The organism is Gluconobacter sp. P5H9_a, assembly GCF_018812085.1.
Lineage (GTDB): Bacteria > Pseudomonadota > Alphaproteobacteria > Acetobacterales > Acetobacteraceae > Gluconobacter.
Genome location: NZ_JACRVW010000001.1, coordinates 421566 through 436348 on the forward strand (window position 1 = coordinate 421566; position 14783 = coordinate 436348).

A 14783-nucleotide genomic window follows, 5' to 3' on the forward strand; every position below is an offset into this window, starting at 1 on the left:
GTGACCCCCTATGACGGATAACCCCTACGAAGCCTCGCCTGAACGCCGTGCCAAGCGTTTGGCCGAAGCAACGCCACCTACGGAGTGCGATGCGCGCGTTGAGCGGTTGGTGACGGAGCTCATTGGTCGCGTTGCTGACAAATGGACGATGATCATTCTGGAGGTTTTGGAAGAGCACAAGGAATTGCGCTTCACGCAGTTGGCACGAAAAGTCGAGGGTATCAGCCAGAAGATGCTGACCCAGACACTCCGGCAAATGGAACGGGACGGGATGGTGACCCGTACGATTCACCCGGTTATTCCGCCACGGGTGGATTATCGTCTTACAGCGCTGGGACTAAGCCTGGGCGCAGCGTTTTGTGGGGTGTGGATCTGGGCAGAGAAAAATCTGTCTGAAGTGGAAGCCGCCCGGAATGCTTTTGACAGCAAATAATCTGTGGCTGGCATACTTTGCCAGCCACAGAGAGGGTTAGTCCGGAAGGTTCTCGACGAGTGCGACGCCTTCGGCCGCCCCGAGGACTGAGGCCTTTTCCTGTCGGGTCAGTTTGGAAAGGGCGGCCTTGATGGAGGGCGCCTCTTTCAGCTTGACCAGTCCAACCAGCAGGTTGGCATCAATCGCACTGCCAGCCTTGCGGGTTGGCGGAAGTGCGCCAAGGTGGGCGTCTAGAAGTGTCCGATCCGTCCGCAGAAGGGCGAATGCCTCGCTGGGCGGCTGATGAGGGGCGTGCAGAGCCTCTGTGCGCTGACGTTCGTTCTCTTCTGCAAGACGAAGAATAGGCGGGGGGGCCGTTTCTTCTTCGATCAGCAGAAATCCAGCCCGACGGAGTCCTAGTCCAACATCGCGGCTGGCTGTCACGGCCGCAAGTGGAATAGCCAGCACAAGCCCAAGCAACACTGGTGTCATCCACAGAAAGAGTGCGTGTGAAACGGACCAGGCGGCTGCGGCCAGCAGAAGGCCGAACACTGTATAAACCCAGTATCCACGTGCAACTTCACGGAGTGAAACCCGCCCGTCTTCACGGTTCTGGGCATTCCAGCCAGAATCCCGGCCCAATAGAATGGAGATAACCCCAGACGTCTGGATCAGCATGGCAATCGGCGCAATCAGGCCACCAATCAGGGTTTCCAGAATGATGGAAAGGAAAAGCCGGATAGCACCGCCGGAACCGCGTAAGGCAGAGCGATCAAACATCATGGCAATGAACGCCAGGAATTTTGGCGCCAGAAGGATGCCCATCGTGCCGATGAAAACGAACTTTGCCTGTACAGGATCGACGCGCGGCCAGTGCGGATAAAGCGTCGGCTTCGTGCCGAAATATTCCGGATGATAGAAATGCGACTGAAGGGAAATCAGGATTCCGAACAGCAGGAACAACAGCCAAAGCGGAGACATGATGTAGGAACCAATGCCCGTCAGCATGTGTGTACGGCTGACCCAGTGCAGGCCTTTGGTTCCAAGGATCTTGGCGTGTTGGAGGTTGCCCTGACACCAGCGGCGGTCACGAATGGCCACATCCGTCAGGGACGGTGGGCTTTCCTCATAAGACCCGAACAGGCCAGGCACCATGTGAATGGCCCAGCCACCACGTCGCATGAGCGCTGCTTCGACGAAGTCATGGCTGAGAATATGGCCGCCGAAGGGCGGTCTACCTTTCAGATGCGGCAGGCCCGCCTGTTCGGCAAAAGCCCGTGTCCGGATAACGGCGTTATGGCCCCAGTAATTCCCTTCCGAGCCATGCCACCAGGCAATGCCATGGGCAATGAGTGGGCCATATACGCGGCCTGCAAACTGCTGCATGCGGGCAAATAATGTCCGGCCGCCCACAATAACCGGAAGGGTCTGGATCAGCCCGACGCCCTCATGGTTTTCCATGGCGGAAACGACACGCACGATCAGGCTGCCGTCCATCACGCTATCAGCATCAAGGGTGAGCATCTGCTGGTACGAGTTACCAAAGCGTATCACCCAGTCGCCCAGATTGCCTGCCTTGCGATCTGTATTCTGATGGCGGCGGCGATAGAAAATGCGCCGATCATCACCAGTCGCCCGACGGAGGGCAAGGAAGGCACGCTCTTCCTGTAACCATACGTCCGGATTGGTCGTATCAGACAGAATGAAGAAGTCGAACGCATCAATCTGGCCGGTGGCAAGAATGCTGTCATAGATGGCCTTCAGGCCGCCCAGAACGCGTTCCGGATCTTCATTATAAGTCGGCATCAGCACGGCAGTCCGTGCTTTCAGCATTGGAAGAGCACCGTCCCGATGAATGCCGAGCCCAAGGCCTCCGCGTGTGATCAGGGAGACGAACCCACCAAGACTTGAGGTGAAGGAGAGTGCGATCCAGAAACCGAGAATGGCGAACAGAATCAGCACAATCACGCCAAGCGTAGACACGCCTAACGAGTTGAAAACCTGATTGATCCTGTAGATGCCAAACCCGGTCAGCGCGAGCGCTGAGCCGAACACGAAAAGCCGTCGAAGCCAAAGCGTCTTCGGCGTCGTGTCCAGAACCCGGAAAGGGCGACCATGCCGGTCAGGCTGCTGATGGAGGTTTTGAGGCTCCATCCTGAGCGGAGCCTCATGAGGCAGGAACGGTGCTTCGGACGGAGACATATTGGTTACGGCGTCCAACGGTACATCCATTTTTCTGAGATCGGACCCTGATCGTTGGCAAGCTGAGCCTGGAGTTCAGAGGCTTTGGCATCTCCAGGAACGAATTCAAAGGTTGTCCTCCAGCCTTTGATGTTCGGGTTTGGCTCAACCACCACATTCCGGATGGTGCCGGGTGAAGCCTGTGAAATCAGGTGGAAATGCGCATCCTGCGGAATGTTCTGGAACGGTGCGCCTGTAAAGTCGATCACGAACATGCGTGCATCAGCATGGTCTGTGACGGCACCAATCCGAGTCCCAGCGACACGTGCCAGCGCCGTAGGCCACGGCGTATCCCAGCCCCAGTACATCCGGTAGGTGAAACTGTATTCCTGACCGGCCTTCAGAGCGTCTTTCGGCCGCCAGAATGTCACGATGTTGTCGTTGACCTCATTGGGCGTCGGAATTTCGACGAGATCCACCGCTCCATCACCCCAATTGCCAATAGGCTCGATCCACAGGGATGGGCGCTTCTCGTAGTTGAGGGCAAGGTCCTCGTAGTCATGGAAGGAGCGCTTGCGCTGCATCAGGCCGAAGCCGTGCGGGCTGCTATCCTGGAAGGCCGAAAACTGAAGGTCGGTCGGGTTGACCAGAGGGCGATAGAGCTGCTGCCCAGATCCAGTCCAGACCTGAAGTGCCTCGCTGTCATGAGCAGCCGGGCGCCAGTCATCGATGTGGTTATGCTCGTTGGCATCGAAATAGAACATGCCCGTAAGAGCGGCGATGCCGGCTTCGGTAATATCCTGCCGCGGGAAGAGCGAGGATTGCACGTCAAAAACAGTCGTGTCGCCAGGGCGGATGGTAAAGCTGAAAGCTCCCGTGACGGACGGGCTGTCCAGAAGGGCATGAATGACAACGGATTGAACGCCAGGTTCCGGCTTTTCCAGCCAGAACTCACGGAACAGAGCGAATTCCTCGCCTTTTGAATTCCCCGTGCCGTTGGCGAAGCCCCGGGCAGACAGTCCGTAGTTCTGCCCTTTGGCAACAGCACGGAAATAGGATGCGCCAAGAAACACGGCGCATTCTTCCATTTGACCTGGTGTGTTGATGGCATAGCGTAGACGAAGACCGGCAAATCCCAGATCATCTGTCACACGCAACATCGGGTTGGCGTAGCTGAACAGGTCCGGGTCATAGGCAATCGGGGTCGATTGACCACCGATGACTTCATTCATCGCGATTTTGGGCTTGTAGAGAAAGCCACGCGGGAAAAATTCGACCTCAAATGCCAGGCTTTGCCCATGCCAGAGTGCCCGGTCCGGGTTGAAAGTAATGCCTCGGAACTGATCAAAATCCAGATTGGAAATGGCAGAGGGCAGACTTTGCGGAGGTGGAGCGTAAGGAGATCTGGCCAGTTTCTGCGCAATGGCGCGAACAGTTCCATTGTCGAACGGAACAGTCTTTGGAGCCTGCTTGGCGGCAGGCGGCGCGGACTGGGCATAAGCGAAGCGGCCAGACGTTCCCATCAGGGACAGGCCTGCCCCAAGCTTTACCAAATCACGACGCAGGATACTCATACTTTTCCCAACAGTCCCAGTTGTATGCCTCCCCCTGAAATCAGAGGGCGGTCTTTGATCAAGCGATACGCCGGATGCACTTCGTTGCGAAGAGACGTTCTATGATTACGCAGCTATTTCACAAGGGTCGGATGTGTTCTTTTCATGGCACATCCCAAAAAGAACACATCATTGTGAATTCTGTTGCTGCAAGACACAAAGCGGCGGTACACGGCCAGAAATTTCAGAAACGACGGTTTCATTTATGCTCTCTAGACGTGGAACGCTGAAAAGGATCCGAACGTTCCCGAAATGAGCAATGTCGCGTGCATTTCCTGGATTTTCAGGCCCGCTGAGGACGACCCCCAGAACGGGAATGCCTCTGCGACGAAGCGCTTCGAGACTCAGGAGCGTATGGTTGATGGTTCCCAGTCCGCTGCGCGCAACAAGAACGACGGGAAGGTCCAGTCGCTGCATGAGATCAATCATCATCATGTCGCTTCGGACAGGCACCATCAGGCCGCCCGCACCCTCAACGACAAGGGGCGCTTTGACGGCGGGGAGAACAAGACGTCCGGGATTGATTGTAACGTTTTCCAGCGCCGCCGCTGCGTAGGGTGCGAGAGGGGCCTGAAGCGCATATGCCGGAGGAATAATCCGATCAGGCGGAAGGGCGGCTAGAGTTTTGACGGTAGAGGTATCGCCTGCTTCGTCCGAAAGGCCGGTTTGAAGCGGTTTCCAGTACGTCGCGGTCCAGGCTTTCGTCAGGATTGCACTGACAAGCGTCTTACCGATTTCGGTGTCCGTACCCGTGACGAACACACCGCGAAAGCTGTTCATGGCATATCCTTCCTGAAAATTCCGATCCCCAAGGCGTAGGTGACGCTGGTGTGCTCTTTATCAAAACAGGACATGGCGCGCCTGAGTGCATGTACTCCCGCAGGAGTGCTTCCTTTGCCAGGGAGAGACGCGCCGATCTGTTGCAATCTGCGGAGGAATGTTCTGGCGTTTGGGACCGGATCTTGCATGTTTGCGGTATGCCATTGGCCGTGCCCTCCAGAGGGCCATTCCTGCTGAAGCATGGGGGCGCCGGGATAGGATGGAACGCCGCACGGGGCGTCTGTCTTCTGGCAAGCTGAGCGCCACTCTTTCAGGCTCCCTTCAAGCAGCGTTGCAATCATCAGAGTGCCACCCGGCGCCAATAAGCGGCAAAGACGTTCGAGCCCCTTGCTGCGGTTTTCAAACCATTGGAAGCACAGGCTCGATGCGATCAGGTCAAATGGTCCCGTCGCATCCGGGCGCTCTCCATCCATGACCTTGAAGGCGATGTTCTTCTGCCCGTGAAGGCGCGATCTGGTGCGTGCGAGCATAGTCGGGGCGAGATCGGTGGCGAGAATAGCGCTGTTGGGGAAGCCTCTGGAAAGATGCTCTGTGAGGAAACCCGTGCCACACCCGACCTCGAGAATATGGGCAGGCTGAGTCTCGGTCAGGTCAGCGACAATCCGCTCGGCCAGAAAAGCGGCGCAGCGGCGTTGGATATCTGCCGCAGCGTCATAGTCCTCCGCCTGATCAAACCGGGTGACGATCTGGCGTTTGCGCTCATCCATGCTGTTCGACCTGACGCAGCACAAAATCAGCGCAGAGTTCGGGCTGTTCGACAGGTAGGAGATGCCCCCCTTCAACCTTTTCCCCCGGAACAGTGAAGCCGGCCTGTGCAGGAGGAAATGGATCTGACAGTCCTGTCATCCAGTGAAGCCGGTTTCCCCAGCGGGTCGCTTCATGCCGTTCATCGTTCTGAATCAGATGTTCCAGACCCTGATCCAAAACGGCCGTCACAGGATCTGACGGAATGGGCTTGTCCGTTCCGCATCTTTGCCGGAAATCGTTCAGGACTGTTTTAGGTGAGCGTTGTAGCTGGCGCTTCATTCTTTCCAGAACACGCAAGGGAACACCTTCCGGAAAGTCATGGCTTTCAGAAAACCGTCCGAACCCGTTGAACATGATGAGCCCCCGGCATCCGGGAAGATCCTGTCCCAACAGGTCCAGTGTTCCTGCGGAATGGCCGATTGCCAAATAGGGTTGCGCTGGTCGGGGGGCTGCGTAATGGCATCCGAAATATCCCTTATCCACGACGGACGCTTTGAGATCGGGGAGGTGCTGGAGCATTGGGGCCCAGAAAGATGCATCAAACCCCCAGCCATGCACGAGATAAAGGGAGACGGTCATGGCGTGTGCTCACATACCAGCCGGACAACGGCCTCGCCTAACTGGGTAATCTGTGAATCTGTCAGTCCAGCGTGAAGGGCCAGACGCAAGCGTGCTGTTCCCTGAGGTACAGTTGGTGGACGGATGGCTATGGTGAGGAAACCTTCGTTTTCCAGTGCGCTGGCAACATCGAGCGCTCGCTGGGATTCACCGATCAGGACCGGCACAATCTGCGTGGACGACTCTGCTGTCGAAAGACCAGCCATGTTCAAAACCGTTCGAAGGTGTGCTGCCTGACCCAGCAACGTCTGCCGTTCACGGTTCATCGTCGGAATAATGTCCAGCGCGGCATCAATGGCTCCTAGGACAGCGGGCGGAAGGGCCGTACTATAAATAAAGCCTGAAGCGTGATTGAGCAGATAGTCACAGAGAGGCCTGGAGCCCGCGATATAAGCCCCCATTCCTCCAAGGGCCTTGCTGCATGTGCCCATTGTCAGATCAGCCAAACCGCCGGAAAGCCCATGCCCATGGGCTCCAAGAACGCCCGTGGCATGGGCCTCATCAACATACAGGAACGCATCGTAGCGATCGGCCAGAGCGCGCAGGGCGGGAATGTCTGCGCGGTCCCCATCCATGGAAAACACGCTCTCTGTTACGATCATCCGCAAGCCAGGCTTGGTGGCTTCCCGTTTGAGCAGTGTCTCCAGATGCGCAAGATCATTGTGGCGAAAACGATGCTGTCGTACGCCCGCTGCTGCGCAGCCGTGATGGAGGCTGGCATGGTTCAGCCGGTCGGAAAAAACCAGCATCGGATGACCGGTCCGAGCAGTCGAGAGGGCGCACAGGGCAGGGACCACCGAGGCATTGGCTTGCCAGCCGGATGCAAAAAGCAGCGTGGCCTCATATCCTTTGAAGCGCGCCATCTTCTGCTCGACAGCCTGGTGGATTTCCAGCGTTCCACTCACAAGGCGGGACGCCCTTGCCCCCGTTCCAAAGCGCAAAGCCCAGTCAGAGGCACGTTCTTTGAGTAGTGGGTGGTCGGCAAGGCCCAGATAATCATTTGAAGACACATCAATCATGCGACGGCTGTCTCGCAGGACGGTCTGTCCGTCCCGAGTGACCGGACGCAATGTTCGCCGTGTTCCCGCAGTTTCGCGGTCGTGAAGGGCGGATGTGAAGTGGGCGTCAAACAGGCTCATGCGTTGTTCCGGAGAACAGTGACAATGCTGGCTGTCAGAAGAGAAAGATCTTCGTCGCTAATCGTGAACGCTGGCGTCAGATACACAATGTTCCGGAATGGGCGGATCCATGTCCCTTGGTTCACGAACGCGCGGCGGAGGACGTCAGGGTCCGCAATGTTTTCCAGTTCCACCACGCCGATTGCACCTAGCACGCGAACATCTTTCACGCCGGGAAGTCCGCGGCATGGTTCCAACTCCCGTTGGAGCTGAACTGAGATGCGAGCAACCTGTTCCAGTCTTGGCTCCTGTTCGAACAGATCCAGTGACGCATTCGCCACGGCGCAGGCCAGCGGGTTGGCCATGAATGTTGGCCCGTGCATGAGCGCCTTGCCAGCTTCTGTGGAGAGAAACGCTTCGAAAACGCCTTGTCTCGCCACGGTTGCAGCCAGAGCCATCGTGCCGCCGGTCAGAGCCTTGGAAAGGGCGATGATATCGGGGACGATCTCGGCCTGCTCGCAGGCGAACATCGTTCCGGTTCGGCCAAAACCGGTAAAAATTTCATCCAGAATGAGCAGAATGCCGTATCGGTCACAAATGCTGCGAAGGCGCTGTTGAACGTCCGGACTATGGAACAGCATTCCGCCTGCCCCCTGAACCAGCGGCTCCGTGACGATAGCGGCTACTGTATGCCCTTCAGCGTCCAGCAGGGCTTCAAGTCTGGCCATGCTGTCATCATCAACTGGAAGATCCGCAAGGATCTGGCGGGGAAGAACGCCCGCGAAAAGGCTGTGCATGCCCTCTTCCGGGTCGCAGATGGACATCATGCCCAGTGTGTCCCCGTGATAGCCGCCCCGGAACGACAGCATCTTTGTCCGGCCATGCGTGCCACGGTTGATGTGATACTGAACTGCCATCTTGACGGCGACTTCCATCGCCACTGAGCCAGAATCTGTAAAAAACGTGCGTTCAAGGTCGCCGGGCAGAAGTTCAGCCAGACGTGCTGCTAGACGCCGGGCCGGTTCGTGAACCATTCCTCCGAACATCACATGAGGCATGTCGCTGGCCTGCCGAACGAGTGCCTGCTGAATGTGAGGGTGGCTATAGCCATGGCAGGCGGTCCACCAGGCAGCGACTCCGTCCACGAGTTCGCGCCCGTCTGACAGCGTAATCCGGCTTCCGGACGTGCGGATGGCTTCCACAGGAAAAGGAGCCGTCTGCATCTGGGTGTAGGGCAGCCAGAGGTGGGGAAGGTCGGCAGCGGACCGGTTCGCCCCGGCGGATGATGATTTGCAGGACATGCCAGCGTTTTCCCGCATGGCTGGAGGCAAGTCCATCCCCCCGGTCATGATGCTGTCACAGGTTATCATAAAAAGGTCACGCTCTAACGGGAAACGATCTGGCATGAACCCCGTTATTGCAGCGCCCTGGCTGGTGTCAGTGGCGTGGAAAGATAGGTTCTTCCTGGGGCGGAAGGGCAACTGAGGTCAAGACTGATGCTGAATTCCAAGGTTATTCATGTGAACGGCGTGTTTCTGGGCACGGCCATCATGAATCGTGGGATGGATACTCTCCGGTTCTACGCAACGCATGAAAGTGTACGCGCACTCCACAACACCTGCATGCCGGATCTTCTGGCTCTGTACTGTCAGGTCAGACGCCTGTTCAACAACAGTCGCCTGACATTCCAGCCAGCCTGAAGATTTTCAGGTCCCACAGAACGTATTGCGGACATGCTCGTTCGAAGCTGGTGGCAGATCGAGCCCGTCATTGGCGTCCTCGAACGGGCAAGCGAGGGCCGCGGCGAGCTGGTGGAAGAGGGTATAATCCCCAGTTAGTGCGGCTTTAATGGCTGCTTCAATCCGGTGATTACGGGGAATAATGCGAGGATTGCTTGCCTGCATGAGCGCAAAACGCGCGTTAGCCGTTTGATCTTCCGTATCCAGTCTTCCTTTCCAGCTTTGTAGCCACGAAGTGGCAGCTTCCCTGTTTTTGAACTGTGCCAGAAAACCTGTGGCGTCGTCTGTGCGGGCCACGGTATTCAGGTGTCGGAACGTGAGCGTAAAGTCCGCCTCGGCACGATGCATCATGGTTAAAAGACGAGAAATAAGGGTCGTATCCGTCCGACCTTCCGAGAACAGGCCGAGCTTTCGACGCCATCCGGAAAGATAAGCCTCCCTGAAAATGCTATCGAAACGGCTCAGCGTGTCTGTCGCAAGGCTGACCGCCTGATCAGTATCCGCATCAATGCATGGCAAAAGTGCTTCTGCCAGACGACCCAAATTCCAGAGCGCCATATCCGGCTGTTGCCCGTAGGCATACCGGCCATTCTGATCAATGAAGCTAAAGACTTTTCCGGGATCGTAGTTATCAAGGAAGGCGCAGGGGCCAAAGTCGATCGTTTCTCCCGCAATGGACATGTTGTCGGTGTTCATGACGCCATGAATAAATCCGACCAGCATCCATTGGGCAATCAGCCGAGCCTGGCGGTCAACGACGGCATTTAAAAGCGCCAAGGCCCGGTTTGGGCTGTCTGCTAGCTCAGGATAGAGTCGTTCGATGACATGATCTACGAGGAGCGTCAGGCCCTCCCGATCCTGGCGTGCAGCGAAGAACTGGAATGTCCCGACCCTGACGTGCGTAGAGGCGACCCGTGCAATTACGCCCCCCGGCATAAGCGTCTCTCGAATGACGTTCTCACCTGTCGTGAGGGCTGCAAGCGCACGTGTTGTGGGAATGCCGAGTGCGGTCATGGCTTCGCTGACCAGGTATTCCCGTAAAACAGGCCCCAAAGCCGCATGGCCGTCTCCCCGACGGGAAAATGGCGTAGGGCCTGATCCCTTGAGGTGCAGATCCCACACTTTGCCCTGTCTGTCCGTCAGTTCTCCGACCAGCATTGCGCGGCCGTCCCCGAGCGAAGGAACAAAATGCCCGAATTGATGCCCGGCATAGGCCATAGCGATGGGTGCCGCTCCGTCAGGGCGCTGTCCCTGGCTGAGGAAAGCAAGGCCTTCTTTTTGACGAAGCCAGTGACTGTCCAATCCCAGACGTGCTGCAAGCGGTTCGTTCAGAGCAACCAGTTGTGGATTGCGGAAAGGGCGGGGGGCCAATGCGCTGGAAAAGCGCTCGGGCAGAGAGGCATAGTGCCGGGAGATCTGCATGCAAGGTCCTTGTGTGCCCGTGGGACAGAGCTTCGAGAGATAGGTTCCCCGCCCGAAAAATAAAAGAAATCAAGAAATTTTCTGGTCACTTATTTCTTTGCAATATGCGCCCAACGGACGCGGAGAAGTCTGGTTATAACAACTCTACGTGCAGTTATTGGCTTTATCTTTGTGGAAACCCGAGCAGATTCGGTCGTGGGCTGACTGTATTTTGTAAAGATTTTTTCCTCGCGAAGAGAAGGGGGAGGTGACGGAAAAGATAGTATTCTCTATTCATGAAGTATGAACGGGCATTTCTGCCTTTGATGCCGCCTGTGCGGGACCACAGCATAGAGGACGTTTCGTGGATCAAACCCAGCGCGTGTCTGGCCCCGGAAGGGACGTAAGCCCGGCAGTCATCCGACTATATGCCGCCTTGGCTGCAGCCCGGTTTCATGGGCTTGAGCTCGATATCCGAGATTTTGCTGCGGAGCCAGGAGAGGATTCTCCTTCCCCTGCATCTCTTGCGCGCTGGTTGAATGAGCAGGGAGCTGTTGCCAAGGGAATGCGCTTGAAATGGCGCTACCTGGTTCGGCTTCAGAATACCCCTCCTGTGGTTCTGATGTTCAAGGATGGCTCGGCCGGCCTCATGGTCGCGACGAACCCTGAAAAGGGCGTTGTCTGGCTCCGTGATCCGATGGGAGGGGATGGCGACACGCCGATCCCGGTAGATGAACTCCGCCTGTCGCAGGTCTGGACGGGTGACGTGCTTCTTGTGAAGCGTCGTCGTGATGAATCTGAGTCTGATGCGCGGTTTGATCTTCTCTGGTTTGCCAAAATGGCAATGCGCGAGAAGAAGATCCTCCGGGATATCGCTTTTGCCTCCATGGTGCTCAGTATTCTACAGATCTTCCCAGCCCTGATCGTCATGCAGGTTCTGGATCGGGTCGTAAATTATCATTCCATGGCGACGCTGGTATCGTTGTCGTCGTTTGTGCTGATCCTGACGTTCTATGAAGTACTTCTGACATACGCTCGGCGTGAACTGTCACTGGTTCTGTCGTCGCGGCTGGATGCAAGGATTTCGCTGCATGCATTCAATCGGTTGCTTGCTCTCCCGCTGGAATTTTATGAGCGGGAACAGACCGGTGAAATCCTCGGGCGTTTTGTCGCGATTTTCAAAGTCCGTGACTTCCTGACTGGTCAGTTGATGTCCACTATGCTGGACCTCTTCACACTCCTCGTGATCCTGCCAGTTCTCTTTCTGCTCAGTTCTACCCTGGCCTGGATGACGCTGGCTGCTGCCGGATGTATCGGCCTGATTGTGGTTATGTTCCTCCCGGCTGTTACCCGCGTCATGGGACGGCAGATCCGTGCGGAAATGAGCCGCGGATCGACGCTGTATGAAACCATTGCTGGCATCCGGACTGTCAAAACACTGGCTCTTGAGGCAACTCGCCGTGAGGAATGGGACCAGAAAACTGCTGAAGTCGTGCGCTGGAAGCTTGCAGCCGGACGGATGTCAAACTGGCCTCAGACTCTCGTTATGCCGTTTGATGCGTTTATCAATCGTGGCGTGATCCTTGTGGGTGCCTATCTTGTGCTCACCAATGCAAGTCACATGCAGGCCGGTGCTCTGGCCGGCTTCATGATGTTGGGTGGACGTGTCGCGGCACCATTGGTGGGGCTGGCAAAGTTGATGGAGTCCATCAATGAAGTGACCGTGTCTCTCGGGGAAGCTGGTGCAGTTCTGAACCAGCCGACAGAGACCAAAGCCCTGACAACGGGCATGCGGCCTCGCATCAAGGGCGCTCTGTCCTTTATGGGTGTTAATTTTTCCTATCCTGGCTCGACTACCAAAGCCTTGGATGACGTGTCGTTCGAAATTCCTGCGGGAACGATGCTCGGATTGGTCGGACGTTCTGGCTCTGGTAAATCGACAGTTACCCGTCTCTTGCAAGGTGTGAGCCGTAATTACACCGGGTATTTACGCTTGGACGGTGTTGATCTTCGTGAAATCAACCTGACTCATCTGCGTCGTTCTTTCGGTGTGGTTCTACAGGATAACTTCCTCTTCCGCGGAACAATCCGCGAAAATATCACAGCGGGCCGTCCTGGACTGACGATTGATGATGTCGTCCGGGCTGCACGTCTGGCTGGTGCTGAAGAGTTTATCGAAAGAATGCCAGCCGGGTATGATACCTGGATCGAAGAGGGCTCGACCAATATTTCCGGTGGTCAGCGCCAGAGACTAGCAATTGCCCGTGCTGTTATCAGTGATCCAAAACTGATGATTCTGGATGAAGCAACCTCTGCACTTGATCCAGAATCTGAAGCATTGGTGAATGCTAATCTGGAGCGCATTGGTAAAGGCCGGACGATGGTGATCGTCTCTCACCGTCTGTCGTCTCTGGTCAACTGTCATCAGATCGCTGTGATGGACAGGGGCAAGTTGATGGATATTGCGCCGCATCATGTTCTTCTGGAACGCTGTGAAATCTATCGCACCCTCTGGATGCAGCAGAACCGTCATATGAATGCGTCTGCCGCTGCCAGTGATGCAGACCAACTGGCCGAAGGAGAATAAGACATGAGCTCCTCCGACATTATTCCAAATAACGATCAGTCCCCTGAGGACAATGGAAGTGAGAGCTTCACCAGCCATGTCCCGCGGACAGCGACAGATCCATTCGCTCCGCAAGGCATACCCATTGCGCTGTTGGAGTTTCATTCTCCGACTGCCGGTCTGGTTAATCTGCCGGCAACAGCCTCTGCACGCTATACGATCTGGTTGATTGGCGGTCTTTTCCTGGCATGTCTGGCAGGAATGGCATTTTTCCCGCTCAATCGGATTGTGAGCACCACTGGTCGGCTGGTCTCTACGGAACCGACAATCGTCGTTCAGCCGCTGGAAACTTCCATCGTTCGGTCTATCGATGTTCAGGTCGGCGATTATGTGAAAAAGGGTCAGGTGCTTGCGCATCTGGATCCGACCATCACGAAAGCCGACATCACCAATATGGCTCTGCAGCGTGATTCCTATCAGGCTGAGCGTGATCGTCTGAAGGCAGAGGCAGATGATCAGGATTATCATCCTGACACATCAAATCCTGCATCGGTTCAGCAGGGGGCAGCTTTCCTGCGTCGTCGTAGCGAATATCGCGCTCGTATTCAGAACTATGATCAGCAGATTGCCGGCTTGCAGAGTGACATGCAGGGGTATCGCGCGAATGCTGCCATGTATGCGAGCAAGATGCGGGTGGCTGATGAAGTCCTGAAGATGCGTCAGCATGAGCAAGCAGATCAGGTTGGATCACGTCTCTCCACGCTGGCCGCACAGAATGACATGATGGAAGCGGAGCGGGCTGAAATCTCTGCACAGCAGAGTGCCAATTCCGCTGAGAACAAGCTTGCCGCCATGAAAGCGGAGCGCGAAAGTTTTATCGAAAACTGGAAAGCGCAGGTCTACACAAACCTGACCGAGACCCAGCATCATCTCGATGAATACAGTAGTTCTTACGAGAAAGCGCGTCTGCGGCAGGATCTGATCTTGCTCAAGGCTCCCGAAGATGGAGTTGTGCTTACGATTGCAAAGGCGTCCGTTGGGTCTGTGCTTCAGTCGGCTAATCAGTTCATGACCCTCGTGCCGACGGGTTATGGGGTCGAAATGGAATCTGTCATGCGGGCGGCTGATGCAGCCTTTGTGAAGGTCGGTGATCATGCCCTCGTAAAGTTCGCAGCATTTCCTTTCACGCAGTATGGCGGTGCTGAAGCAACGGTGCGCGTTATCAGTGCAGATTCCTTCGATAAATCTGATGCCGCCGGCGGCGGGGGTGGTGACGCCAGTGGGGCTGCCGGCTCTGCAAGTGAAGGCGTCTTTTATCGCGTCCGTCTTCGGATCGACCGTTACACGTTGCATGGGCAGCCGAGTTTCTTCCATCCAGCACCAGGTGTCCCGACGACAGCGGATATTGACGTCGGAAAACGGACAGTCCTGCAATACTTCTTCAGTCGGATAACGCCGACCCTGACAGAAGGCATGAGAGAGCCGTAAGGCCGAGAAAACGCCCGGCCAGTCCGGGCGTTTTACATTTTTGCCGTACCTGAGTTGAGC

The 14783-nt window shown here is 56.3% G+C and carries 12 protein-coding genes; 4 read left to right on the forward strand and 8 right to left on the reverse strand.

Annotated features, from left to right (window positions below; genetic code table 11):
• Positions 1-10: 10 nt before the first annotated feature.
• Entirely contained in the window at positions 11-433 is a 423-nt protein-coding gene (locus tag KP708_RS01915) for a helix-turn-helix domain-containing protein (protein WP_202207124.1), read from the forward strand.
• Positions 434-469: 36 nt separating this feature from the next.
• On the opposite strand, the gene mdoH is transcribed toward KP708_RS01915, so the two are convergent.
• From mdoH to KP708_RS01945, 7 genes are all read right to left on the reverse strand, one after another.
• Entirely contained in the window at positions 470-2644 is a 2175-nt protein-coding gene (gene mdoH / locus KP708_RS01920) for a glucans biosynthesis glucosyltransferase MdoH (RefSeq protein ID WP_202207125.1), read from the reverse strand.
• Positions 2620-4167 (reverse strand): glucan biosynthesis protein, encoded by a 1548-nt coding sequence (locus KP708_RS01925; protein WP_215750045.1) that lies wholly within the window; start codon positions 4165-4167, stop codon positions 2620-2622. The genes mdoH and KP708_RS01925 overlap by 25 nt, the downstream gene beginning before the upstream one ends.
• A 168-nt stretch (positions 4168-4335) precedes the next feature.
• Positions 4336-4986, reverse strand: a complete 651-nt coding sequence (gene bioD / locus KP708_RS15660) for a dethiobiotin synthase (RefSeq protein WP_244974357.1) — start codon at positions 4984-4986, stop codon at positions 4336-4338.
• Positions 4983-5753: a methyltransferase domain-containing protein gene (locus KP708_RS15665; protein WP_252347342.1), complete on the reverse strand. Its 771-nt coding sequence runs from the start codon at positions 5751-5753 to the stop codon at positions 4983-4985. The genes bioD and KP708_RS15665 overlap by 4 nt, the downstream gene beginning before the upstream one ends.
• Positions 5746-6372 carry an alpha/beta hydrolase gene (locus KP708_RS01935; protein ID WP_215750047.1) on the reverse strand — a complete coding sequence of 209 codons (627 nt, stop codon included), beginning with the start codon at positions 6370-6372 and terminating at the stop codon, positions 5746-5748. The genes KP708_RS15665 and KP708_RS01935 overlap by 8 nt, the downstream gene beginning before the upstream one ends.
• Positions 6369-7550, reverse strand: coding sequence for an 8-amino-7-oxononanoate synthase (locus KP708_RS01940; RefSeq protein WP_215750048.1), 1182 nt, complete (start codon positions 7548-7550; stop codon positions 6369-6371). The genes KP708_RS01935 and KP708_RS01940 overlap by 4 nt, the downstream gene beginning before the upstream one ends.
• A complete protein-coding gene (locus KP708_RS01945; RefSeq protein ID WP_371823796.1) occupies positions 7547-8866 on the reverse strand; it encodes an adenosylmethionine--8-amino-7-oxononanoate transaminase in 1320 nt (439 codons plus the stop codon). Before KP708_RS01945 ends, KP708_RS01940 begins: the two co-directional genes overlap by 4 nt.
• A gap of 159 nt (positions 8867-9025) precedes the next feature.
• Between KP708_RS01945 and KP708_RS01950 the strand changes: the two genes are divergently transcribed.
• A complete protein-coding gene (locus KP708_RS01950) occupies positions 9026-9229 on the forward strand; it encodes a hypothetical protein (RefSeq protein ID WP_046900711.1) in 204 nt (67 codons plus the stop codon).
• A gap of 6 nt (positions 9230-9235) precedes the next feature.
• On the opposite strand, the gene KP708_RS01955 is transcribed toward KP708_RS01950, so the two are convergent.
• The gene (locus KP708_RS01955) at positions 9236-10690 is read right to left on the reverse strand and encodes a YdiU family protein (RefSeq protein WP_215750050.1); all 1455 of its coding nucleotides are present in this window, start codon (positions 10688-10690) and stop codon (positions 9236-9238) included.
• Positions 10691-11033: 343 nt separating this feature from the next.
• Here KP708_RS01955 and KP708_RS01960 point away from each other — a divergent pair, with 343 nt between their 5' ends.
• Complete coding sequence (locus KP708_RS01960; RefSeq protein WP_371822700.1) at positions 11034-13256, forward strand: peptidase domain-containing ABC transporter; 2223 nt, start codon at positions 11034-11036, stop codon at positions 13254-13256.
• Positions 13257-13259: 3 nt separating this feature from the next.
• Positions 13260-14723, forward strand: a complete 1464-nt coding sequence (locus KP708_RS01965; RefSeq protein ID WP_215750052.1) for an HlyD family type I secretion periplasmic adaptor subunit — start codon at positions 13260-13262, stop codon at positions 14721-14723.
• Positions 14724-14783 lie beyond the last annotated feature (60 nt).